Origin of the sequence: Paraburkholderia aromaticivorans (assembly GCF_002278075.1) — a bacterium.
GTDB lineage: Bacteria > Pseudomonadota > Gammaproteobacteria > Burkholderiales > Burkholderiaceae > Paraburkholderia > Paraburkholderia aromaticivorans.
The window spans coordinates 1702107-1723895 of the sequence record NZ_CP022989.1; the positions used below are offsets into that span (position 1 = coordinate 1702107).

21 protein-coding genes are annotated in these 21789 nt (G+C 63.5%); 10 read left to right on the top strand and 11 right to left on the bottom strand.

Features of this window, described 5'->3' with window-relative positions:
• Positions 1-508 precede the first annotated feature (508 nt).
• The 3 genes from CJU94_RS07795 (at position 509) to CJU94_RS07805 (ending at position 2805) form a co-directional block, all read left to right on the top strand.
• Positions 509-1744, top strand: a complete 1236-nt coding sequence (locus tag CJU94_RS07795) for a ribonucleotide-diphosphate reductase subunit beta (RefSeq protein WP_035518486.1) — start codon at positions 509-511, stop codon at positions 1742-1744.
• Between the two features lie 86 nt (positions 1745-1830).
• Positions 1831-2157, top strand: coding sequence for a hypothetical protein (locus tag CJU94_RS07800; protein ID WP_091798993.1), 327 nt, complete (start codon positions 1831-1833; stop codon positions 2155-2157).
• 30 nt (positions 2158-2187) lie between these two features.
• Positions 2188-2805, top strand: a complete 618-nt coding sequence (locus CJU94_RS07805) for a histone H1-like DNA-binding protein (protein WP_095418197.1) — start codon at positions 2188-2190, stop codon at positions 2803-2805.
• A gap of 263 nt (positions 2806-3068) precedes the next feature.
• Here the strand turns inward: CJU94_RS07805 and CJU94_RS07810 are convergent, their stop codons facing one another.
• The 10 genes from CJU94_RS07810 to CJU94_RS07855 form a co-directional block, all read right to left on the bottom strand.
• A complete protein-coding gene (locus CJU94_RS07810; protein ID WP_095418198.1) occupies positions 3069-3545 on the bottom strand; it encodes an outer membrane lipoprotein in 477 nt (158 codons plus the stop codon).
• A 26-nt stretch (positions 3546-3571) separates the two neighbouring features.
• The gene (locus CJU94_RS07815) at positions 3572-4510 is read right to left on the bottom strand and encodes a carbohydrate kinase family protein (RefSeq protein ID WP_095418199.1); all 939 of its coding nucleotides are present in this window, start codon (positions 4508-4510) and stop codon (positions 3572-3574) included.
• 94 nt (positions 4511-4604) lie between these two features.
• Positions 4605-5105 carry a thiol peroxidase gene (tpx, locus tag CJU94_RS07820; protein WP_091799005.1) on the bottom strand — a complete coding sequence of 167 codons (501 nt, stop codon included), beginning with the start codon at positions 5103-5105 and terminating at the stop codon, positions 4605-4607.
• 73 nt (positions 5106-5178) lie between these two features.
• A complete protein-coding gene (locus tag CJU94_RS07825; RefSeq protein ID WP_095418200.1) occupies positions 5179-6447 on the bottom strand; it encodes a zinc-ribbon and DUF3426 domain-containing protein in 1269 nt (422 codons plus the stop codon).
• A 48-nt stretch (positions 6448-6495) separates the two neighbouring features.
• Complete coding sequence (gene prmA / locus CJU94_RS07830) at positions 6496-7398, bottom strand: 50S ribosomal protein L11 methyltransferase (protein WP_095418201.1); 903 nt, start codon at positions 7396-7398, stop codon at positions 6496-6498.
• Between the two features lie 3 nt (positions 7399-7401).
• On the bottom strand, positions 7402-8769 hold the full coding sequence (accC, locus tag CJU94_RS07835; protein WP_007180351.1) for an acetyl-CoA carboxylase biotin carboxylase subunit: 1368 nt from the start codon (positions 8767-8769) through the stop codon (positions 7402-7404).
• Positions 8770-8898: 129 nt separating this feature from the next.
• The gene (gene accB, locus CJU94_RS07840) at positions 8899-9369 is read right to left on the bottom strand and encodes an acetyl-CoA carboxylase biotin carboxyl carrier protein (RefSeq protein WP_012434379.1); all 471 of its coding nucleotides are present in this window, start codon (positions 9367-9369) and stop codon (positions 8899-8901) included.
• Between the two features lie 68 nt (positions 9370-9437).
• Positions 9438-9893 carry a type II 3-dehydroquinate dehydratase gene (aroQ, locus tag CJU94_RS07845; protein ID WP_091799017.1) on the bottom strand — a complete coding sequence of 152 codons (456 nt, stop codon included), beginning with the start codon at positions 9891-9893 and terminating at the stop codon, positions 9438-9440.
• Positions 9894-10088: 195 nt separating this feature from the next.
• Positions 10089-10640, bottom strand: a complete 552-nt coding sequence (locus CJU94_RS07850) for a TlpA family protein disulfide reductase (protein WP_095418202.1) — start codon at positions 10638-10640, stop codon at positions 10089-10091.
• 10 nt (positions 10641-10650) lie between these two features.
• Positions 10651-11304 (bottom strand): UDP-N-acetylmuramate--alanine ligase, encoded by a 654-nt coding sequence (locus CJU94_RS07855; protein ID WP_095418203.1) that lies wholly within the window; start codon positions 11302-11304, stop codon positions 10651-10653.
• Between the two features lie 277 nt (positions 11305-11581).
• Here CJU94_RS07855 and mpl point away from each other — a divergent pair, with 277 nt between their 5' ends.
• The 5 genes from mpl to mtgA all read left to right on the top strand — a co-directional run bounded on the left by mpl (position 11582) and on the right by mtgA (position 17522).
• The gene (gene mpl / locus CJU94_RS07860) at positions 11582-12976 is read left to right on the top strand and encodes a UDP-N-acetylmuramate:L-alanyl-gamma-D-glutamyl-meso-diaminopimelate ligase (RefSeq protein ID WP_095418204.1); all 1395 of its coding nucleotides are present in this window, start codon (positions 11582-11584) and stop codon (positions 12974-12976) included.
• On the top strand, positions 12973-13575 hold the full coding sequence (locus tag CJU94_RS07865; protein ID WP_095418205.1) for a YqiA/YcfP family alpha/beta fold hydrolase: 603 nt from the start codon (positions 12973-12975) through the stop codon (positions 13573-13575). The genes mpl and CJU94_RS07865 overlap by 4 nt, the downstream gene beginning before the upstream one ends.
• A gap of 184 nt (positions 13576-13759) precedes the next feature.
• Positions 13760-15874, top strand: coding sequence for a ribonuclease catalytic domain-containing protein (locus tag CJU94_RS07870; protein ID WP_095418206.1), 2115 nt, complete (start codon positions 13760-13762; stop codon positions 15872-15874).
• Positions 15871-16734, top strand: a complete 864-nt coding sequence (gene aroE / locus CJU94_RS07875) for a shikimate dehydrogenase (RefSeq protein ID WP_095418207.1) — start codon at positions 15871-15873, stop codon at positions 16732-16734. Before CJU94_RS07870 ends, aroE begins: the two co-directional genes overlap by 4 nt.
• Before the next feature lie 65 nt (positions 16735-16799).
• Entirely contained in the window at positions 16800-17522 is a 723-nt protein-coding gene (gene mtgA / locus CJU94_RS07880; RefSeq protein WP_095418208.1) for a monofunctional biosynthetic peptidoglycan transglycosylase, read from the top strand.
• A 547-nt stretch (positions 17523-18069) separates the two neighbouring features.
• Here mtgA and CJU94_RS07885 read toward each other — a convergent pair.
• The gene (locus CJU94_RS07885) at positions 18070-18522 is read right to left on the bottom strand and encodes a hypothetical protein (RefSeq protein WP_095418209.1); all 453 of its coding nucleotides are present in this window, start codon (positions 18520-18522) and stop codon (positions 18070-18072) included.
• A gap of 1179 nt (positions 18523-19701) precedes the next feature.
• Here CJU94_RS07885 and CJU94_RS07890 point away from each other — a divergent pair.
• Together CJU94_RS07890 and CJU94_RS07895 are read left to right on the top strand one after the other, a co-directional pair.
• A complete protein-coding gene (locus tag CJU94_RS07890) occupies positions 19702-20706 on the top strand; it encodes an IclR family transcriptional regulator (protein ID WP_095418210.1) in 1005 nt (334 codons plus the stop codon).
• Positions 20703-21776: a 2-dehydro-3-deoxygalactonokinase gene (locus tag CJU94_RS07895; RefSeq protein WP_095418211.1), complete on the top strand. Its 1074-nt coding sequence runs from the start codon at positions 20703-20705 to the stop codon at positions 21774-21776. The genes CJU94_RS07890 and CJU94_RS07895 overlap by 4 nt, the downstream gene beginning before the upstream one ends.
• Positions 21777-21789: the final 13 nt, after the last annotated feature.

Consider the following 21789-nt stretch of genomic DNA (forward strand, 5'->3'; position numbering starts at 1 on the left):
CCCGCATGCAGCGAGCAGCGAAGCTGAAGCAAGTGAAGTAGAAGAGAAGTCGATGAGCGGCGCGGCGAGTGAAATAGAAGCGCGCCGCTCGTCGCGATGCAGCGAAGCGGCGCAGCTCGCTGAAGTCGTGAAGCGGTCAATCAGCAGTCAGCAGTCGGCAGCACCAGACGAAGCGCGCGACACAGTGCGCGCACTACACGCTTCGATCGATGGTCGATCGACACGCCGGCCGGATAGCGGCAAGCAGTCGCAAGACGCTACAAGCACGCTCCGCAATATAGATAGATAGAGCAGCGAAACGATGCTTCGGCTCGTTGCTCTTCGAGTTCGCGAAGCACCTCGAAGACACACGTTCAACACGCTTCACATGAGGTGACACACACACTCTGTTGAACAAAGTGTTGTATGAACGTAGCAACGCGAATCGAAAACAGGATTTTTCATCAGCGAACTCTTTTATCGCTCGTGAAAAGATGGTACAAACCGTTCTAAATTGATGGTGACATTTATGCTCAACTGGGATGACGAGATCACTGCCGTAACTCCCTCGAGCGCTACGCAACAGAATGTGTTGCGCAACGCTGCGGGATCGGCTGTCGGTTCGCAAGTCGGAACGCGTTCCGCTCCTCATGCTCCCTCGGCTCAAGACGTCTTCGCGAACGACATTGCTGTCGCTCCCGTCGCTCATGTGACCAACGCCGCGGCCGGAACGGCTGCCGTTTCGGAAGCGCGGGTCAACGTCGCCGACAAGCGCATCATCAACGGCCAGACCGACGTCAATCAGTTGGTGCCGTTCAAATACAAGTGGGCTTGGGAAAAGTATCTGGCGGGTTGTGCCAACCACTGGATGCCGCAAGAAGTGAACATGTCGCGTGACATCGCCCTCTGGAAAGACCCGAACGGTCTGACCGAAGACGAGCGCCGCATCGTCAAGCGCAACCTGGGCTTCTTCGTGACGGCCGATTCCCTTGCCGCCAACAATATCGTGCTGGGCACCTACCGCCACATCACGGCGCCCGAATGCCGCCAGTTCCTGCTGCGCCAGGCGTTCGAAGAGGCAATCCACACGCACGCTTACCAGTACATCGTCGAATCGCTGGGCCTCGACGAAGGCGAAATCTTCAACGCGTATCACGAGGTCTCCTCGATCCGCGCGAAAGACGAATTCCTGATTCCGTACATCCACGTGCTGACCGATCCGGCCTTCAAGACCGGCACGCTCGAGGCAGACCAGACGCTCCTGCGCTCGCTGATCGTGTTCGCCTGTGTGATGGAGGGGCTGTTCTTCTACGTCGGCTTTACGCAAATCCTGGCGCTGGGTCGCCAGAACAAGATGACCGGCGCGGCGGAACAGTACCAGTACATCCTGCGCGACGAGTCGATGCACTGCAACTTCGGCATCGACCTGATCAACCAGATCAAACTCGAAAACCCGCAACTCTGGACGGCTGAATTCCGCGCGGAAATCCGCGAGATCTTCCAGCAGGCGGTCGAACTCGAATATCGTTACGCAGAAGACACGATGCCGCGCGGGGTGCTCGGCCTCAACGCGTCGATGTTCAAGAGCTACCTGCGCTTCATCTGCAACCGCCGTTGCCAGCAGATCGGTCTCGATCCGCTGTACCCGAACGAGGAAAACCCGTTCCCGTGGATGAGCGAGATGATCGATTTGAAGAAGGAACGCAACTTCTTCGAGACGCGAGTGATCGAATATCAGACTGGCGGCGCGTTGACTTGGGAGTGATCCGGGTTCGTGCTGCAGATGCATTCATCGATGGGGATGCCGCAGGCTTGGGCCGCGGCAATTTTAGTTAGGAGCAGAATCGCCTGATGCAAAGCATGCCCGGTGCGCCGCGTGCCTTCGCGGCCCACAACTATGACAGGCACTTTGCGAACCCTTCAGTGGGATGGGCAAACTTCCCCCCGGAAAAAGCCGCTGGCGCGATCGCCGGCGGCTCGATCAAGCAATTGCCGGCGTTGAGCATCAACGCCGATCAGATCTGGCGCGCGGTGCCTTGTGGCACGGCGCGCCTTACCGCATTCATTAGCGTAAGCGCGCAGCACCTGCGTACGCCGATGAATAGCCCGCTTCGTAGCGCGCGCCCTGAGAAGCGTCCGCGGGAAGCGGGTTTTGACGAAGGGTGTAGTTTGAACTGACTCTCATCTGAAAACCTGAAGGAGAAAATGATGGCAACTGCAAAAAAAGCCGCCGCTAAGAAACCCGCAGCCAAGAAGGTTGTAGCTAAGAAAGCTGCTCCGGCCAAGAAGGCTGCTCCGGCAAAGAAAGTCGCTGCCAAGAAAGTGGCAGTGAAGAAGGTCGCAGCGAAGAAGGCAGCACCGGCGAAGAAGGTTGCAGCGAAGAAAGCTGCTCCGGCCAAGAAGGTTGCAGCCAAGAAAGTCGCAGTGAAGAAGGTTGCGGCGAAGAAGGCAGCACCGGCGAAGAAAGCCGCAGTGAAGAAGGTTGCAGCAAAGAAGGCAGCACCGGCCAAGAAGGCTGCAGCGAAGAAGGCTGCACCGGCTAAGAAGGCTGCTGCCAAGAAGGCTGCGCCTGCGAAAAAGGCTGCTGCCAAGAAGGCTGCGCCCGCGAAAAAGGCTGCCGCGAAAAAGGCTGCGCCTGCCAAGAAGGCTGCCGCGAAGAAGGCCGCAGCTCCTGCCAAGAAGGCTGCCCCTGCGAAGAAGGCTGTCGCCAAGAAGGCGGCTCCTGCTCCCGCGGCGACTTCTGTCTCGAGCGCACCGGCGGCGACGGTGAAGACCGCGCTGAACCCGGCAGCGGCATGGCCGTTCCCGACGGGCAGCCGTCCGTAAGTTGGACGAGCGGTAGAAGTACTTCGACACGTCGTACTCCGTGTCGATGATCGAGTAGCGCTTAAGTAGCAGCATGACCGAGCGCTACTCGGTCAGGGTCCCGTTGCCGGGTTTCTGGCGACGGGATTTTTTTTGCCCCGGCGCAAGCGGTGGCTGCGGGATGCGCTTCAGAATCCGCAGGCGAAAAAAACGCATGCACAGGGGAGGGCATGCGTGTGAGGTCGTCGCGGCGGCATAAAGCCTCGCCGCGCGAGAGGGGAAACTTAGTGCGTGACGCGCGTCACGCCTCCGCTGGAGAGCAGTCGCACGCGCTCGCCCGCGCGGAAGATCTCGCCGGTGGCGCTTTGGGTGATGGCGCGCATGTCGCCGTTGTCGAGTCGCACGGTGATTTCGAGACCGTCGTGCACTGCAGCGCCGTTCTCGATCGAGTTGCCGGCGACCGCGCCCGCGAGACCGCCGATGATGCCCGTGACGATCGAGCCGCGCCCGCCGCCGATTGCGCTGCCGGCAACCGCACCCAGCGCGCCGCCGCCGATCGCGCCCAGACCGCTCGGCTGGCCGTTGTTCGAACTGATCTTCACCGCGCGCACGCTGTCGACCGTGCCCATGCGGACCGTTTCTTCCCGCTGTGCTTGCGACGCCGTGTACACGTCCGCGGAACTGCTGTTATACGCACACCCCGACATGGTCAGCGAACCGACGATCAAGGCGGCCACGACCAGGCGACTCGTTGTTCTCATTCCCTACACTCCAATAGCTCTCGGCATTACGGCAGGTCGTATCCGAACGCCTGCTTGAACCGCTCGTTGATCTCCGCCCGGCTGGGCGCGTAGTTTTGTGGGCCCTGGTGTTCGATCTTCAGCGCGCCCATCAGGCTTGCGAGCCGGCCGGTGGTGGCCCAGCCAAGCTTGTTCTCGATGCCGTACAGCAGGCCGCCGCGGAAAGCGTCGCCGCAGCCTGTCGGGTCGAGCACTTGCTGTGCCTTGACCGCCGGAATCGCTTCGACGCCGCCCGCGTGATAAATCTGCGCGCCCTGCTCGCCGAGCGTGACGATCAGCGCCTCGACCTTGCCGGTGATTTCTTCGATCGACCAACCGGTTTTGTTGCTCACCAGTTTGGCTTCGTAGTCATTGACCGCTACATACGTAGCGAGTTCAATCATGCGCCGCAGCGACGCACCGTCGAAGAGCGGCAACCCCTGGCCCGGATCGAAGATGAACGGCACGCCCGCGGCTGCCAGATGCTCGGAATGCTGGATCATGCCGTCGTAGCCGTCGGGCGCGACGATACCCAGCGTGATGCCCTTCGCCTCATCGGCGCGATTCAGGTGCGACTGCATCATCGCGCCAGGATGGAACGCGGTGATCTGATTGTTTTCCAGATCCGTGGTGATCATCGCCTGGGCCGAATAGGTGTCCGGCACCACCAGCACGCTTTCCGTCGACAGGCCGAGTTGCTTGAAGCGGTCCATGTAGAGCTGCGCGTCGACCGAGCCCAGCGTGCCCATGATGCGCGCGTCGCCGCCCAGCAGATGCAGCGAGTAGGCAATGTTGCCCGCACAGCCGCCGAACTCGCGGCGCATGGTCGGCACGAGAAAGCTCACGTTCAGAATGTGGACCTGCTCCGGCAGGATGTGCTCCCGGAAGCGGCCTTCGAAAGTCATGATGTTGTCGTAGGCGAGCGAGCCGCAAATGAGCGTAGCCAAGGCGAGCGTCCTGTAAAAACGATAAAGGAAAAGGGAGCGTCGATGCGACAGCGCCGCGCATGAAGCGCGGCGCCGGAGTTCGTACGCGAAGGGTTTACTTCAGCGCGGCGAGTGCTGCGTCGTAGTTCGGTTCGTTCTTGATTTCGCCGACCAGTTCAGCGTGAACGACCTTGTCGTTCTCGTCGATCACCACCACGGCGCGAGCCGTCAGGCCGGTCAGCGGGCCGCTCGTCACGTCGACGCCGTAGGCTTGCGCGAACTCATGGCCACGGAACGTGGATGCCGTGACGACGTTCTCGATGCCTTCGGTCGTGCAGAAGCGCGATGCGGCGAACGGCAGATCGCCCGACACGACGATCACCGACGTGTTGGTCAGCTTGGCGGCGGCTTCGTTGAACTTGCGGGTCGAGGTGGCGCAGGTCGGCGTGTCGAGGCTCGGGACGATGTTCAGCACTTTGCGCTTGCCGGCGAAATCGGCCAGCGACACCGGCTTCAGATCCTTGCCGACCAGCGAGAAAGCGGGAGCGGCCTGGCCGACCGACGGGAACGTGCCGGCTACTTCAATCGGGTTGCCACCCAGCGTGACTTGACTCATGTTGTTGTGCTCCGAAAATTCGTCAGTAATGACGGTGGACGTACCCGGTCGGTGCCGGGCACGCATGAATGCGTTACGGATAAAAAATCTGTACGCGGAAATTGGAAGCGACCGCATTGCCCGTGTCGAGATGCACGATCATGGTCTGAGTCGTGTGCGCGGGCAGGCCGGCCGCGATCGGCGTGCCGGGCGGGACATAGTCTTGCGGCCACAGCACGCGGCGCACCGCGACGTTGTTCTGGTCGTCGAGCAGCGTGAGTTCGATCGCCGGATAGGCGAGCGCAATATTGAAGCGGTTGCGCAACGGCATCTTCAGTTCGAGCTTGTGCGGGCCGTCGATCTGCCGCAGATCGGACGGTTCGACCTGCAAGCCGTCGATGTCGTGCGGCGGCGTGACGAGGCAGCCGAGCGTCGCGCAGGCCTTCGCGTAGAGCGTCTGGGAGCGCGGCAAGTACACCATCACCGTTTCGCGCTGCCACCAGGCGAGTTGCGCGAGCAGCGCGATGATCAACAGCCCCGCCACCACCGAGCCGACGATGACCCAGCCCATGCGCCGCGGCTCGGGCGGGCGCGTTTCGCGCACGACCGGGAAGGGATCGGTGCCATCGTTGACCGGTTGCACGGAGAAGGGCTCGCCGCTGGCGGCGAGCGGGGCGTTGCTCATGGGCGCCGGGCCGGCGGCAGCGGTCGGGCTGGCGGCAGCAAAGCCGGCCGCGTCCGCAGCCGCACCTACGCCGCCCGCGCCGAAACGCGGCTCGTTGTCGCGGATGCCATGCAACGTGGCCGATTCATCCGGCGCCGGCTCTTCCTGCGGAGCGTCAGAAGCGCGCTCGGTCTTGTGCCAGACGCGCGGCGCTTCTTCCACAGGCGGATCGACCTGATAGGCGAATGGCTCGAGCGGCGCGTCCGCCAGCATCGGTTCGTGGTCGGGTGGAACGGGCGCGGTGAACGCGCCGGGCGGCAGTTCGGGTTCGGTGGCGTGGCGCGGCGTGACCGCGACGCCTGCGCCGGTGGACACCGGCGAGAGCGGCACATTGCCGGCGTGGTGGCGCAGACGGTTGTCGATGGCCGCGTCGGGGGCCGGCGCCCACGGGTCCCATGCTTCGGCGCTGAAGTCAGGGTCTTTCGGGCGCACGCCCGACAGCGCTTCGATCGCCGCGGCTGCGGCGACCGGTTTGGCGGTGGAGAAGTCGCCGCCTTCGGTAATGTCGAACAGGCTGCTCGACGCGTCGAACACTTCGTGGCAATGCCCGCAGCGCACGAGCCCGCGGCGTAGCGCGAGCTGTTCCGTTTGCAGGCGGAAGACGGTTTCGCAGAAGGGGCAACGCGTTGCCAGGAGCATATTGAGCCGATAAGCCGGAAGGCCGTTGGTTGGACAATACGCCTTATTCTAATGGCTTTCGCGGCGCGTTCCCGACAGACATACCCAACCTTCGTGTTCGCGCCAGACGCTGATGTCGATCCATCGTGCGTAGACCTGCGCGACTTCGTCCGCCTGCCGCGCCAGAATGCCCGACAGCGCGATCCGGCCACCCGGCTTGACCTTCGACGAGAGCATCGACGCCATCAGCTTGAGCGGATTGGACAGGATATTGGCGACTACGATATCGAACTCGCCGGTGGGGCACGCGTCGGGCAAACCGTACGTGACTTCCGCGCGATTGCGCTCGCTGTTATGACGCGCCGACTCCACCGCTTGCGGGTCGATGTCGATGCCGTACACCGGATCGGCGCCGCACTTCTTCGCGAGGATCGCGAGGATGCCAGAGCCGCAACCGTAGTCGAGCACGGACTGCCCGGGCGTCACCGATTGCTCCAGCCATTCCATGCACAACCGCGTGGTGGGATGGCTGCCGGTGCCGAACGCAAGGCCGGGATCGAGTTCCAGCACGAGTGCTTCGGGGTCCGGCGCATCGTGCCACGACGGCACGACCCAGATGCGTTCGCCGATCTTGATCGGATCGAATTGCGACTGCGTAAGCCGAACCCAATCCTGCTCTTCGACTTCACGCACGGTGAAAGACGGCGCCGCCTCCAGGCCGATTTCATTGGCCGCGGCGGTCAGCAACACCGCCGGGTCGTGCTCCGGCGCGAGCAGCGCGATCACGCGCGAACGCTGCCACGCCGTGCGATCCGGCGTGAGACCGGGCTCGCCGAACAGCGGCTGTTCGTCGGGCGTATCGGCGTCCGCATCTTCGACCGATACGGACAGCGCGCCCAACTCGAGCAGCGCGTCGGAGAATTCCTCCGCGTGCTCGCGTGCCAGCTCGGCGATCAGTTCCCGGTAGCTCATGAGTTACGCTTCTTCCGGCGCGGCCTGCTGCTTCGCGGCCAACCGGTTTTCGAGGTAGTGAATGCTGGTGCCGCCTTCGACGAATTTCGCGTCCAGCATCAGCTCGCGGTGCAACGGGATGTTGGTCTGAATGCCTTCCACCACCATCTCCGAGAGCGCGATGCGCATGCGCTTGATCGCCTGCTCGCGCGTCGCGCCGTAAGCGATCAGCTTGCCGATCATCGAATCGTAGTTCGGCGGCACGAAATAGCCATTGTATGCATGCGAGTCGACGCGGATGCCGGGGCCGCCCGGCATATGCCACGACGTCAGGCGTCCCGGCGACGGAATGAACTTGAACGGATCTTCCGCGTTGATCCGGCATTCGATCGCGTGACCCTTGAACACGATGTCGCGCTGACGGAAGGCGAGCTTTTCGCCGGCCGCAATGCGGATCTGTTCCTGCACGATGTCGACGCCCGTGATCAACTCGGTCACCGGGTGCTCGACCTGCACGCGCGTGTTCATTTCGATGAAGTAGAACTCGCCGTTTTCATACAGGAACTCGAAGGTACCCGCGCCGAGATAGCCCATCTTCTTGCAGGCGTCCGCGCAACGATCGCCGATGCGGTCGATCAGGCGGCGTGCAATACCCGGCGCCGGCGCTTCTTCGATCACTTTCTGGTGACGCCGCTGCATCGAGCAGTCACGTTCGCCGAGCCAGACGGCGTTCTTGAACGAATCCGCCAACACCTGGATTTCGATGTGCCGCGGGTTCTCCAGGAATTTCTCCATGTAGACCTGCGGGTTGCCGAACGCGCGGCCGGCTTCTTCGCGCGTCATGTTGACCGCGTTGACGAGCGCCGCTTCCGTGTGGACCACGCGCATGCCGCGGCCACCCCCGCCGCCGGCCGCCTTGATGATGACGGGATAGCCGACCTGGCGGGCAATCTTCACGATCTCTTTGGGATCTTCCGGCAATGCGCCTTCCGAGCCCGGCACGCAAGGCACGCCGGTCTTGATCATGGTCTGCTTGGCCGTGACCTTGTCGCCCATCATCCGGATGGTTTCCGGGCGCGGGCCGATGAAGGTGAAGCCGGACTGTTCGACACGCTCGGCGAAGTCGGCGTTTTCCGAGAGGAAGCCGTAGCCGGGGTGGATCGCTTCGGCGTCGGTCACTTCCGCCGCGCTGATCAGCGCGGGCATGTTCAGATAGCTCAGGTTCGAAGGCGCAGGGCCGATACAGACCGCCTCGTCGGCGAGCTTCACGTACTTGGCTTCCTTGTCGGCTTCCGAATAGACGACGACTGTCTTGACGCCAAGCTCGCGGCAAGCGCGCTGGATACGAAGCGCGATCTCGCCACGATTGGCAATGAGGATTTTTTCAAACATAGCGGGTTTTCGACTCATCAATGGGCGCCGGGTTGATCACAACGCCGGCTGCCTCAGAGGATCGGTCGCGCGCCCTGGATAGCGGGCGCGCGGGCGGCATGCGCAGAACAGAGCGCTGGGCGTGCCGCGTCAGCCGACCACGAACAGCGGTTGGCCGTACTCGACCGCCTGGCCGTTTTCGACGAGGATTTCCTTCACCACGCCGGACTTGTCCGACTCGATTTCGTTGAGCAGCTTCATGGCTTCGATGATGCAGATCGTCTGGCCTTCCTTGACCGTGTCGCCCACCTGGACGAACGGGTCGGCGCCCGGGGACGGTGCGCGGTAGAAGGTGCCGACCATCGGCGAGGTCACCACGTGGCCTTGCGGCGCGGCGGCGGCCGGCGTGGCCGGCGCAGCCGCGGCAGCGGCCGGCGCTTCGCCGCCGATAGCCGGCGCCGGTTGCGCGTATTGCGGCGCGTACGAGGCGGACGGTTGCACGTAAACCGGCGGCGCATTCTTGACGATGCGAACCTTGCCTTCGCCCTCGGTCACTTCGAGTTCGGAAATACCGGACTCCGAGACGAGGTCGATCAGAGTTTTCAGTTTACGTAGATCCATCAGGAGCCCCTTTCAATGCGAAAAGTGCCGGCGCATACGCAGCCGGCGCAAATTAGACGTGTTTGGAATCAGCCGCGCGACGAGCCGGCGGCGAGCCGGTCGAGCGCGAATTCGAGCGCGTACAGATAGCCCTTCCAGCCGAGGCCGCAAATCACGCCCTCTGCCTGGTCGGAGAAATACGAGTGATGCCGGAACGGTTCGCGACGATGCACGTTCGACAGATGAATCTCGACGAACGGGATGCCGACCCCCGCCAGTGCGTCCCGAATGGCCACGCTGGTGTGCGTGTACGCGGCGGGATTGATCAGTATGAAATCGGTCTGTTCAGTCCGGGCGGATTGGATGCGGTCCACCAGAGCGCCTTCATGATTGCTCTGGAACGACGCCAGTTCGACGCCGGCGTCCGCTGCGCGGTCCGCCAGCGCCTGATCGATCTGCGGCAAGGTCACGCGACCGTAGACCTCGGGTTCCCGGGTGCCGAGAAGGTTGAGGTTGGGTCCGTGCAGTACCAGCAGTCGCGTCATGGTCGCTTCTTTTTCCGTGGAATTGGGCGCACTTTAGCGCTGATTAGAGAAACTTGTCTAGTTTCCCGAACATACCGCAGGATGACGGCGGCGATTTGCCGCCGCACCGGGCGCCCATCTTCTCTCAAATCCGTGCGATTTGCGCGTATTTTTCGCGCGTTCGGAGGCTAATTGAGTGTCAAAAGAATGTGAAATTTAAAGCGCGTCGAGGGTCTGTTTCAGCGCTTGAGCGTCGATTTGTCCCAATTTTGTCGAACGAATCTCGCCTTTTGCGTCGATTACGACGGTGAAGGGCAGGCCGCCCGCCGTATTGCCGAAGGCTCGCGCGAGGTCGGCGCCGCCGAAGCCGGTGACATAAACCGGGTAGGCAACTTTCACTTTCTGCAGGAATGCCTGAACGTTCTTATCCGAATCGACGCCAAGTCCGACGAACTGGATCCCTTTTTTTGCGTAATCGCGCTGAAGCTGCGACAGCGCGGGCATTTCTTCGACGCAAGGCCCGCACCACGAGGCCCAGAAGTTGACGACGATTGGGCGGCCTTTAAGCGAACTTAGCGTTTGCGGTTTGCCGTCCACCGTAGTGACCGGCGCGCTCCAGAGTTGGGCGACCGCGTCTTCGCCGGAGGCCGGTGGGGCGGCGCGCGCGAGCTCGGCGCTGCCGCCGTTCAACAAGTGGTTGGCCAGCACGCCGCCGCCCGCCGCGGCGATAGCGACAAGCGCGGCTGCCAGAATCCGTCTCGTATTCATCTTGGTCAGTCTAGTTGGTTGAAGGGGCGACGTCGCTGCCGTCGAGCAGCGTCTGAACGGCTTGCAGATTCGCGCGCGCGGTACGTCCGCGTGTGTCGGCGCGAACTGCGCCGCGCAGGTCGTCCGTTTCGTACAGCGCGACGTGCACGCCCACGGGCTCCGCCTCGCGCCCTTCGTTCGTGGGACGCCACAGGAAGCTGAGCGTTTCGACATAGCCGCGGCCGGCAAAATGCCGCGTTTCCGAAACGTCGTACTGAATGTTCGCGTTCAGGAAGTAGATCGCGACTTCTTTCGGGGTGTCGCAGAACACCTGAAGGTGAATGTCCGAGTGTTCACCGGCCGTGCCGCCGAGTACGGCGCCCGTCAGATAAGGATTGAACGGCGCGAGCCGCTCCATCCAGTCGACTGCGATATGGCGCAGCCGCCGCAACAGGGCGGGCTGGCTGTCTCCCTGAAACAGCGACTGGTATTCCCGGATTTCTTCTTCAATCTGGTCGTTATCCGGCAGCCATTCGCCGGCAACACGGCTCTCGCCGACCACTTGCCGGGCCGCTTTGCGCTTCGCCGTGGCGTAGTCCAGACCGTCTTCGGCGATCATGCGCGCAGCCGCGATTGCGATTTCCTCGCGCACGCGCTGCGGATCGAAATGTGATTTGCGAACCATCCCCCGATCATACTAGAGATTGATGACAGCCTTTCCTGGCGGGTCGCACCGCGCGCCCGGCAAGGGCAGTACGGGCAAGCGTTCATAGGGCGATCCGGAGGCGTCGGTTACAATAGCGACCTTTGCAGACGGTCGTTTCGGCCGCTCTTCTGCGCTCCCCTCCCTCTCAGGAAAATGCCGGCCCGCCCCGGCTTTTCCCGCCCCCTCGGGGGCCTGGCGCGAAGCGGCAGGTTTGGGGGTCATTCCAGGAAAAACGCCCGCGCGGCACGACAGGCTTATGCACATCCACATCCTCGGTATCTGCGGCACGTTCATGGGCGGTCTTGCGGTCCTCGCGCGCGGCGCGGGCCACACCGTGACGGGTTGCGACGCCGGCGTCTATCCGCCCATGAGCACGCAGCTCGAGGCGCAGGGCATTCGTCTGATCGAAGGCTACGACGCTGACCAGCTGAACGGCCTGAACGCCGACCTGTTCGTGATCGGCAACGTGGTCTCGCGCGGCAATCCGCTGATGGAAGCCATTCTCGACCGCGGCCTGCCATACGTGTCAGGTCCGCAATGGCTCGGCGAACACGTGCTGAACGGCAAATGGGTGCTGGCGGTGGCCGGCACGCACGGCAAGACGACCACCAGTTCGATGCTGACCTGGCTGCTCGAAGACGCCGGCCTCAATCCGGGCTTCCTGATTGGCGGCGTGCCGTTGAATTTCGGCGTGTCGGCCCGGCTGACCGATTCGAGCTTCTTCGTGATCGAAGCCGACGAATACGACACGGCCTTCTTCGACAAGCGCTCGAAGTTCGTCCACTACCGGCCCAAGACCGCCGTTCTGAACAACCTGGAATTCGATCACGCGGACATTTTCCCGGATCTCGCCGCGATCGAAACGCAGTTCCATCATCTGATCCGCACCGTGCCGGGGATTGGCCGGATCGTCACGAACGGTCGTGAAGGCGCGCTCGAGCGCGTGCTGACGCGCGGTTGCTGGAGCGAAGTGGAGCGTTTCGGCGTGCAGGGCGGCTGGGAAACCTTGCCGGCGGAAGACGGCGTGCCGGTGGACGAGCGTTTTGCCGTCTATCACAACAGCGAGCGTGTCGGCGTGGTCGAGTGGCTGGTGCAAGGCGAGCACAACCGCATGAACGCGCTGGCCGCGATCGCCGCCGCGCGCCACGTCGGCGTGCCGCCGGCGCAGGCCGCCCGGTCGCTGGCGAGCTTTCGCAACGTCAAGCGCCGTATGGAAGTGCGTGGCAGCGTCGACGGCGTGACCGTCTACGACGACTTCGCCCACCATCCGACCGCCATCGACACGACAGTCGCCGGCCTGCGCGCCCGCGTGGGCCGCGACAACACGCGGATTGTCGCCGTGCTGGAGCCGCGCTCGAACACCATGAAGCTCGGCGTGATGAAAGCGCAATTGCCCGCCAGCCTCGCCGACGCCGACCTCGTATTCGGCTACGGCGCGCCGACCGGCCGCGACGCGCTCGGCTGGAATCTCGGCGAGGCGCTCGCGCCGCTCGGCGGCAAGGCGCAAGCTTTCGACAATCTGGACGCGCTGGTCAAAGCGGTCGTCCATGCCGCGCGCCCCGGCGACCAGATTCTGGTGATGAGCAATGGCGGCTTCGGCGGCGTGCACCAGAAGCTGCTCGACGCTCTTTCCGCGCGAGGCACTTCGTGATTCTTTATCTGCACGGTTTCCGCTCGTCGCCCAATTCGTTCAAGGCGCGCGTGCTGGCGGCGCGGCTCGTCGAACTCGGCCGCGGCGACGAATGGTGCTGCCCGATGTTGACGGTGTCGCCGTTCGAGACGGTGGCGCTGGCCGAATCGCTGGTGGCCGCTGCCAGGCCGAAAAACGTTACGCTGATCGGCAGCTCGCTCGGCGGCTATTTCGCCACCTGGCTGGCGGAAAAGCACGGCTGGCCGGCGGTGCTGCTGAACCCGGCGGTCGTGCCGCAGCGCGATCTGAGCGCGTATCTCGGTGAACAGCCGTTGTGGCACGGGGGCGGCAGCATCGTCGTCGAGCCGCATCATCTGGATGAGTTGCGCGAACTCCGCGTGGCGTCGATCACGCGGCCCGAGCGCTATTATTTGATGGCCGCCACCGGCGACGAAGTGCTCGACTACCGCGAAATGCTCGCGCACTATCCCGGCGCACGCACTACGCTGATCGAAGGGAGCGACCACGCGATCAGCGAGTTCCCGGAATACGTCGACGACGTGCTGGCCTTTTGCGACGCGGAAGACGTCGAACCGCCGGCCCCGCGCGAAGCCGCGTAAAGGCGGTCAAGCCGGGTGTTCCGGCCGCGAGGCGATCGCCGCGCATCAGATTCATACCGCCGGCGCGCGCGTATCGCGCCGCGGATCCACTACCACGAACACGTTGCCGTGCCGCGCGCGCAGTGACCGATTGCTGAACAAGATCGGGCGCGCCGGCAGATGCAAGTCAGAACGAGAGTATTGAGTGAACGTTTTCTTCGAGGAATCGGGCAGTTTCAAGGCAGGCAGCGTGCTGTCACGCCAGGGCGATGCTTTTCAGGTCGAGTTGCCGGGCGGACGCCGCGCCAAGGTGCGCGCGAAAGATGTGCTGATCGAATTCGACAAGCCGAGTGCGGCCGAGTTGATGCAGGAGGCCGACGCCGCCGCGCAGGAGATCGATCTGGATTTCCTGTGGGAATGCGCGCCCGACGACGAATTCCCGTTCGCCACGCTCGGCGCCGAGTATTTCGGCGAGCGCTTCGGCTCGATCGAGCGCGCCGCGCTGGTGTTGCGCATGCACGGCTCGCCGGTGTACTTCCGCCGCAAGGGCCGCGGCATGTATCAGCGCGCGCCGCAAGAACAACTGAAGATGGCGCTTGCCGGACTCGAGCGCAAGCGTCAGCAGGCGCTGGTGCAGGCCGGCTATGAGGAAGAGCTGAAGGCCGGCCGTTTGCCGGAAGCCTTCACCGGCAGCAAAGCGCTGGCGCTGTTGACCAAGCCCGACAAGAACACGATCGAATACAAGGCGCTCGAAGGCGCGGCCGCGGCGCGCGGCATTTCGCAAGCGCGCCTGATGCTCGAATGCGGCGCCATTCCGTCGGCGCGCGCATTGCACGAGGCGAAATTCCTCTCGGAGTTTTTCCCGCACGGCACCGGCTTCCCGCCGGTTACCGTCGGCGCGTTGCCCGAAGATCTGCCCGAAGCGAACGTGCAGGCGTTCTCGATCGACGACATCACTACGACCGAAATCGACGACGCCTTTTCCGTCGAGCATCTGGCCGATGGCCGTGTGCGGATCGGCGTGCACATTGCCGCGCCGGCGCTCGGCATTCAGCGCGGCGACGAGGTCGATGCGATCGCGCGCACGCGCCTGTCGACCGTGTACATGCCGGGCGACAAGATCACCATGCTGCCCGACAGCGTCGTCGAAGCGTTCACGCTGGCCGAAGGCGGCTTGCGCCCGGCGCTCTCGCTGTATGTGATCGTCAATCGCGAGACGCAGGAGATCGTCGCGAGCGAAACGCGCGCCGAGCGCGTGTTCGTGAAGAACAATCTGCGCCACAACACGCTCGACGAACTGGTGACCGAGGAGGCGCTTGCCGCCGGCACCGGCGACTATCCGCACAAGGAAGACCTGGCCGTGCTGTGGCCGTTCGCGCAGGCGCTGTTCGAAAAGCGCCAGGCGGCGCGCGCGGGTTATGGTTTGCGTCGCGAGGTGCAGCGCAATACGGACTTCAACTTCTACGTGGAAGGCGAGCACATCACGATCACGCCGCGCCGGCGTGGTTCGCCGCTCGACACGATCGTCGCCGAACTGGCGATTCTCGCCAACTCGTCGTGGGGCGCGTTCCTGCACGACCACGGTGTGCCGGGCATCTATCGCACGCAGCGCGCATTCGGTGCGCCGACCGGTCCCAAGCGCACGCGTATGCAGACCAATGCCGCGCCGCACGAAGGCCTTGGCGTGACCCAGTACGCGTGGAGCACGTCGCCGCTGCGCCGTTATGTCGACCTGGTGAACCAGTGGCAGCTGATCGCCTGCGTGCAGCATGGCGTGACCGCGAAGCTGGCCGCGCCGTTCAAGCCGAAAGACGCCGATCTGTTCGCCGTCGTGCAAGGTTTCGACGACACGTATACCGCGTACGCCGATCATCAGCGCCGCATGGAGTACTTCTGGTGTTTGCGCTGGCTGAAGCAGGAGAATAAGAAGCAGGTGGTGGCCTCGGTCGTGAAGGGCGACCTGGTGCGTCTCGAAGAGATTCCGTTGTTGCTGCACGTGCCGGGTCTCGGCGTGCACGCGCGTGGCACGCGCTTGCAGATGGAAGTGATGTCGATCGACGAGCTGACCGTCGAAGCGTCTGTGCGTCTCCTGCACGTGCTCGACGCGCCGACCGTGACGAGCGGCAGCGAGGCTGAAGAAGCGGACGAGGGCGAAGAGGACATCATCGACGCTTCTGATGAGAGCGCCGAAGGTGAAGCCGAGGCTCAGGCCGAAGCCGAACTCGACGGCAACGAGGCGGCCACGCCGGGCGACGCCGCAAATGGCGATACCGCGAGCGATGCCGCCGCTCACCAACAGATTGCGGAGCCGGGACGATGAGCGCCAACGACTCACTCGACCGCTACGCGGTTATCGGCAACCCGGTCGGCCACAGCAAATCGCCGTTCATTCATGGCCGCTTTGCGGCGCAGACCGGCGAGCCGATCGAATATGGCCGCCTGCTCGCGCCGGTTGACGCGTTCGTGCCGCACGTGCGGGCCTTTATCGACGCAGGCGGGCGCGGCCTGAACGTGACCGTGCCGTTCAAGCTCGAAGCGTATGCGTTCGCCAACACGTTGTCGCCGCGCGCGGCGGCCGCGGGTGCGGTCAATACGTTACGCGTCGATGCGACCGGTATTTACGGCGACAACACGGACGGCTTCGGTCTCGTGCGCGATATCGAGGTGAATCTCGGCGTGTCCCTGAAGGGCGCGCGCATTCTGTTGCTCGGCGCGGGCGGCGCCGCTCGCGGCGTGGTGCTGCCGATGCTCGAACGCGCGCCGCATACGCTGACCATCGTCAATCGCACGGCGCAGAAGGCTGAAGCGCTGGTCGACCAGTTCGCGCAGGCCGCGCGCGACGCCGCATGCCGTCTGAGCGGCGGCAGCGCGCGGGCGATCGAAGCGGGCGCCTATGACGTGATCGTCAACGCGACGGCGGGAAGCCTCGACGCGTCGTTGCCCGAGTGCGACGACCGCGCGTTCGGTAGCGGCACGCTTGCCTACGACATGATGTACGGCGCGCATCCGACCGTATTCATGGAGCACGCGCGCAAGCTGGGCGCGAGCGGCGCCGATGGACTCGGCATGCTGGTCGAGCAGGCGGCTGAGTCGTTTTACGTGTGGCGCGGCGTGCGGCCTGATGGCGCGCCGGTGCTGGCTGAGTTGCGTGCGCTGTTGGCGGCGCCGTCGCACGCGTAACAGCGCGTCACGCTAATGCCGCGTCTCACCTTGCCGCATTCACCGACACGAGGACTTGGAGCACGATGACAGCAACGCGGCGCGTGAGCCGGGCAGGTCCGGTGCGATGGATGGTCTATCTGAGCGCGGTGGTGGCGATTGCGTGGCTGACGACGCAGGCGTTTTATTTCGCGCAGATCGGCGTTTGGAATTACGTCAATCCGCGGAGTACCGCGTTTATGCGGTCGGACGCGTGGCGTTTGTCGCAGGATCGGCCGGATCTTTCGGTGCAGCATACGTGGGTGCCGTATGACCAGATTTCGCGCAATCTGAAGCGCGCGATCATCGCTTCCGAGGATGCGAATTTCGTCAATAACAATGGGTATGAGACGGATGCTATTTTGCAGGCCTGGGAGCGGAATAAGGCCAAGGGCAAGATTGTGCGGGGTGGATCCACTATTACCCAGCAGTTGGCGCGGAACCTGTTTTTGTCGCGCGAGAAGAGTTATATCCGCAAGGGGCAGGAGCTCATCATTACGTGGATGCTTGAGACCTTGATGGATAAGGAACGGATCTTTGAGATTTATCTCAACTCCGTTGAGTGGGGGAATGGGGTTTATGGGGCTGAGGCGGCGGCTCGTTATTACTATAAAACTTCGGCCAGTAAGTTGACTGCTGCGCAGTCGGCTCGGTTGGCCGTTATGCTGCCGCAGCCTAAGTATTTTGATGAGCATCGAGGGTCGCCTTATCTTGCGCAGCGGTCGCGGGTTATTGCTCGCAGGATGGGGGCGGCGGAGTTGCCCGATTAGCTTTTTTTGCCTTTGCGGCGTGTTTGTGGTTTTGTTCTTTGGGGGCTTGGCCTTTCCTTGATTTGTTCGTGGTCTATTGGCGTTGCCCCTGTGCGGGGCGGCACCTACTTTCTTTGCCGTGGCAAAGAAAGTAGGCAAAGAAAGCCGCTTTACACTGCCAACCCATAAGCGGGTCCCCCGCACAGCCACGATAGTGGTGCATCTGGAATCGGCGTTCTCGCACACTCGGCCTTCGTGACAAGGCCGTCATGCTTCCCGCCTCACGCTACGCGTTCGCCGGAACGGTCTGCTCAAAAACATTGGTTGCGTTTGTGCGCTGTGGGGGCCGTCGGCTTCGCCTCGGCGAAATGCCGTAGTGCACCTCGTTTTTTTTGATGCGGCTCCGCACTGATGTTCACCAGAGCGCTCATGGTGGCCGCATGATTCGCGCTTCGGTTAGTGTCGCAGTGTCCTTTAGACGATTAGGGCGCGTAGGTGGCGGCTTCGTCACGTGGCGCCGCGATGCTTCAAGCTTTTCAGGTGCCTGTCGCAGTGGGGCGTAGCGCCGTCAATGTGCCGTGGTAGTTGCTCGCGCGATCGTTCGGAAGCGGGGCCGTCCGTTCTCCAGCTTTCTCGTGGCGCCAATGCGTTCGCGCTTTTCTGATGCAGTCTGCGTGGCCTTCGAGAGAAGGTCCGCTGCGTGCCGCGCTGTGATGCGGCTTTGAGCAACGCCCGTCGCGTCGAGCGCGATGACCTGATACAACTCACGGTCGATTTCGACTTCGAGCTGGTAATCCTCCCCAGTGTCGATTAACAGTTCCAGCAACTTCCGCTGACTATGTCTCTCGTCTCGTGTCACTGCCGGACTCCTAACTATTGAGGCCGCAAGCTTGATCAGTTTGTCCGGTTGGTCTAGTTGCCTTTCAACTAAACCGAAAGCGGATAGGGCGAGCTTTTCGTATTGAAGTGCGTCAACGGGTGGGCGCGACGTGATTCGAGAATTCTTGATGGATTTACTCATGGCGCGATCTCCCTGAAACTTGACTGGATCGCCCGTCACGCGCGTGGAGGGTGGTGAGCGGGCACAGTGACAGGTCGACAGACCGGCGTAGAACCAAACCGGCAGACCCATAGGTCTCCATGCCAAGGCCCGCCCATGGAAAGGAGGCGTGCTTAAGCTAACGCGCGCCTGCGATACAGACGCGCGGGTTCTACTCTACGCATCAGGCTGTCGAACCTGAACCATCGCAATCGCGACGGCAAACCAAGTTTAGACAAGTCGTGTCGACAGTGATCACCTACCCAAGCTAAAAGGTGCGCGCCGCCATCATTTCCGAAATTTCCTAGGCACTTCGTCGGAATCGCGGCGACCGCACTAAGTAACTTCCGAGGCGAATGCATCAAGAAATGGTGTTGTTGGCCATCACGCACATGGCGATCAACTCCGTGGCCGCGATCGCGTCCGCGAAGGCGCGGCCAGGCTTGGCAGGGCGTAACCGCCCAAAGGGACAGCACGGTGTGTCAGACCGCTGGCGATTGGATCGCCGGCGTTGACATTTCAATGATTGGCATCACGCCGAGGCGAAGCCGACGGCCCCCCGGCGCACAGATAAATCCACTACACGGCAGACCGTTCCGGCGAGCGCGCAGCGCGAGTCGGGAGGTATGACGGCCTTGTCGCTCGCGCCGAATGTGCGAGAACACCGATTCCAGATGCGCCACTACCGTGACTGTGCGGGGGACCCGCTTATGGGCTGGCGGTTCAAAGCGGCTTTCTTTGCCTACTTTCTTTGCCGCGGCAAAGAAAGTAGGTGCCGCCCCGCACAGGGGCAACGCTAATAGACCACTAAGAAAGCAAGGAAAGGCCAAAAACCCAAAGCGGCCACAAAAAACCCAACGCATCAAACTTCCCATTATATGGATCAACCACTCACATATTGGAGGTTTCCCAAAACCGCCCTACAATCCGAACCAACACGCAAAGCGCAACAAAGCAACGGCAAAAAAAGCCCACGCAGCGCCAAAGCGACAGCAAAAAAACCGGAGACAAAGCCAACCATGCCCAAAGCAAAAAGGCAGCATCACAACGCCCAAAGCATCGCTCAAAGCATCGCCAGAACGACGCGCACGGCGAGCACCCAAGGCTCCCTCTCCGGCCCCGCGCTGTAAGCGCAAGAAAACCACCGAAAAGCGAATCGCCATGAACAAAGCGATGCCCACTCACGCCGCAACCGCGTCTGAAGCCGCGTCTGAAGCCGCGTCCGAAGCCGACCTGGCGGCATCCGCCGATCCAGCGCGCAGCGCAACACCGCGCCCGGCGCCTGCCACCAAAGCGCCGCGCGCCGGCGCCGCTATCCAACCGGCCCCGGTCGACGGAATCGCGCTTCCCAGCACACTGCTCGACATTACACCGCAGCAAGCGGGCACCCAAACGCTCCTGCGCGGCCTCGCGATCCTGGAAGCGGCGGCAGCCGGCGTGCGCGACCTGCGCACCTTCGGCGCCGCGCTGGGCACGACCCGCAGCACGACGCATCGGCTGGTGAGCAGCCTCGTGCAGGCCCGCTATCTGCGCCAGGTGCAAGGCGGCTATCTGCTCGGCCCGAAGCTGATCGAACTCGGCACCATCGCGCTCGAACAGATGCCGCTCACCGCGGTCGCGCGTCAGCATCTCGAATCGCTCGCGGAGCAAACCCTCGACACGATCCACCTCGGCGTGCGCGACGGCGACGACGTGCTGTACATCGACAAGATTCCCGGCACGCGCGGTCTCGAAATGCGCTCGCGCGTCGGCCACCGCATGCCGCTCGCGTCGACGGGAATCGGCAAGGCCATGATGCTCGACCTCACGCCGGACGTCTGGCAGTCGCTTTTCGACGCCTCCCGCCGCGCGCTCGCGGGCGTCAGCTTCAAGCCGGATAACCGTCCCGACGCGCAGACCTTCATGCAGCGCATGGCCAACTACGCCGCCGGCGGCTACACCTTCGACCTCGAAGAAAACGAAGCGTCGATCCGCTGCGTCGCGGCCCCGGTGCGCGATGCATCGGGCGCGGTGGTGGCGGCGCTCTCCGTGGCGAGCACGATTCCGTATATGTCGCTCGAACGCATGGACGAACTGATTCCGGTCGTGCAGCGCGAAGCGCGCGCGATCTCGGAAGAACTCGGCTGGCGCGCCCCGCAACCGGCAACCCGCAGGATCAAGCGATGAAGCAAGCGGGTTCTCCCACCCCGGCAGTCAGCCACGCCGCAAGAGGCCCAGTCGGCGCCGACCACGCGCGCGCCGCGCTGATCGCGCTCGACTGGGGCACCACGTCGTTGCGCGCGTATCTGTACGACGCGTCCGGCAACGTGCTGGCGACGCGCGCCTCGACGGCGGGCATCATGAATCTGCCGCGCAACGCCGAGCAGGGCGGCTTCGACGCGGCCTTCGACGACGCTTGCGGCGCCTGGCTGGAACACGCGCCCGGCGTACCGGTGATCGCGGCGGGGATGGTCGGCAGCGCGCAGGGCTGGCTGGAAGCGCCTTACGTGGATACGCCGGCGAGCGCCGAAGCCCTCGTGGCCGGCATCGTTCGCGTCGAGGCGGCGTGCGGCGTGACCCTGCATATCGTGCCGGGCGTCCTGCAGCGCGGCGAACTGCCCAATGTGATGCGTGGCGAAGAGACGCAGATTTTCGGCGCGCTCGGCGAGGAAGCGAGCGCAACCAACGCCGCGAACTCCACCGACAGCGCCAGGCGGGCGCTGATCGGCCTGCCCGGCACCCACGCGAAATGGGCGGTGGTGCAGGCGGGCCGGATCGAGCGTTTTCACACCTTCATGACCGGCGAAGTGTTCGCGGCGTTACGCGAGCACACGATCCTCGGCCGTACGATGCTCACGCCGGACCGGCCGGACACCGGCGCGTTCCTGCACGGCGTGAACATTGCGCGGGAAAAGGGCCAGGCAGGTGTGCTCGCGACTATATTCAGCGCGCGCACGCTCGGTCTCACCGGACAACTTTCGCGCGAACAACAGCCCGACTATCTGTCGGGATTGCTGATCGGGCACGAACTGGCCGGCCTCGACGCCGTGCTCGTCCAGCAGCAAAGCGCGCTCGCCGGACAGAGCCTGCGGCTGATCGGCAACGAGGCGCTGTGCGAGCGCTATCGCCTCGCGCTGGCGCAATTCGGCTGCGTCCAGGCGGAGTTGGTCAAGCACGCCACCGAGCGCGGCCTGTGGCGCGTGGCCTCGCAGGCGGGACTCGTCAAACCGGCCGCTCAAGCGGCACGCGCGGGCTAACCGGCAGCGCCGC

Excerpts from the sequence above, each read along its gene's own strand:
- CJU94_RS07800 (WP_091798993.1), top strand. The coding sequence starts at position 1,831 with ATGCAAAGCATGCCCGGTGCGCCGCGTGCCTTCGCGGCCCACAACTAT.
- mtgA (WP_095418208.1), top strand. The coding sequence starts at position 16,800 with ATGACAGCAACGCGGCGCGTGAGCCGGGCAGGTCCGGTGCGATGGATG.
- CJU94_RS07810 (WP_095418198.1), bottom strand. The coding sequence starts at position 3,545 with ATGAGAACAACGAGTCGCCTGGTCGTGGCCGCCTTGATCGTCGGTTCG.
- aroE (WP_095418207.1), top strand. The coding sequence starts at position 15,871 with ATGAGCGCCAACGACTCACTCGACCGCTACGCGGTTATCGGCAACCCG.
- tpx (WP_091799005.1), bottom strand. The coding sequence starts at position 5,105 with ATGAGTCAAGTCACGCTGGGTGGCAACCCGATTGAAGTAGCCGGCACG.
- CJU94_RS07885 (WP_095418209.1), bottom strand. The coding sequence starts at position 18,522 with ATGAGTAAATCCATCAAGAATTCTCGAATCACGTCGCGCCCACCCGTT.
- CJU94_RS07825 (WP_095418200.1), bottom strand. The coding sequence starts at position 6,447 with ATGCTCCTGGCAACGCGTTGCCCCTTCTGCGAAACCGTCTTCCGCCTG.
- accB (WP_012434379.1), bottom strand. The coding sequence starts at position 9,369 with ATGGATCTACGTAAACTGAAAACTCTGATCGACCTCGTCTCGGAGTCC.
- CJU94_RS07890 (WP_095418210.1), top strand. The coding sequence starts at position 19,702 with ATGAACAAAGCGATGCCCACTCACGCCGCAACCGCGTCTGAAGCCGCG.
- CJU94_RS07855 (WP_095418203.1), bottom strand. The coding sequence starts at position 11,304 with ATGGTTCGCAAATCACATTTCGATCCGCAGCGCGTGCGCGAGGAAATC.
- aroQ (WP_091799017.1), bottom strand. The coding sequence starts at position 9,893 with ATGACGCGACTGCTGGTACTGCACGGACCCAACCTCAACCTTCTCGGC.
- accC (WP_007180351.1), bottom strand. The coding sequence starts at position 8,769 with ATGTTTGAAAAAATCCTCATTGCCAATCGTGGCGAGATCGCGCTTCGT.
- CJU94_RS07805 (WP_095418197.1), top strand. The coding sequence starts at position 2,188 with ATGGCAACTGCAAAAAAAGCCGCCGCTAAGAAACCCGCAGCCAAGAAG.
- mpl (WP_095418204.1), top strand. The coding sequence starts at position 11,582 with ATGCACATCCACATCCTCGGTATCTGCGGCACGTTCATGGGCGGTCTT.
- prmA (WP_095418201.1), bottom strand. The coding sequence starts at position 7,398 with ATGAGCTACCGGGAACTGATCGCCGAGCTGGCACGCGAGCACGCGGAG.
- CJU94_RS07795 (WP_035518486.1), top strand. The coding sequence starts at position 509 with ATGCTCAACTGGGATGACGAGATCACTGCCGTAACTCCCTCGAGCGCT.
- CJU94_RS07850 (WP_095418202.1), bottom strand. The coding sequence starts at position 10,640 with ATGAATACGAGACGGATTCTGGCAGCCGCGCTTGTCGCTATCGCCGCG.
- CJU94_RS07895 (WP_095418211.1), top strand. The coding sequence starts at position 20,703 with ATGAAGCAAGCGGGTTCTCCCACCCCGGCAGTCAGCCACGCCGCAAGA.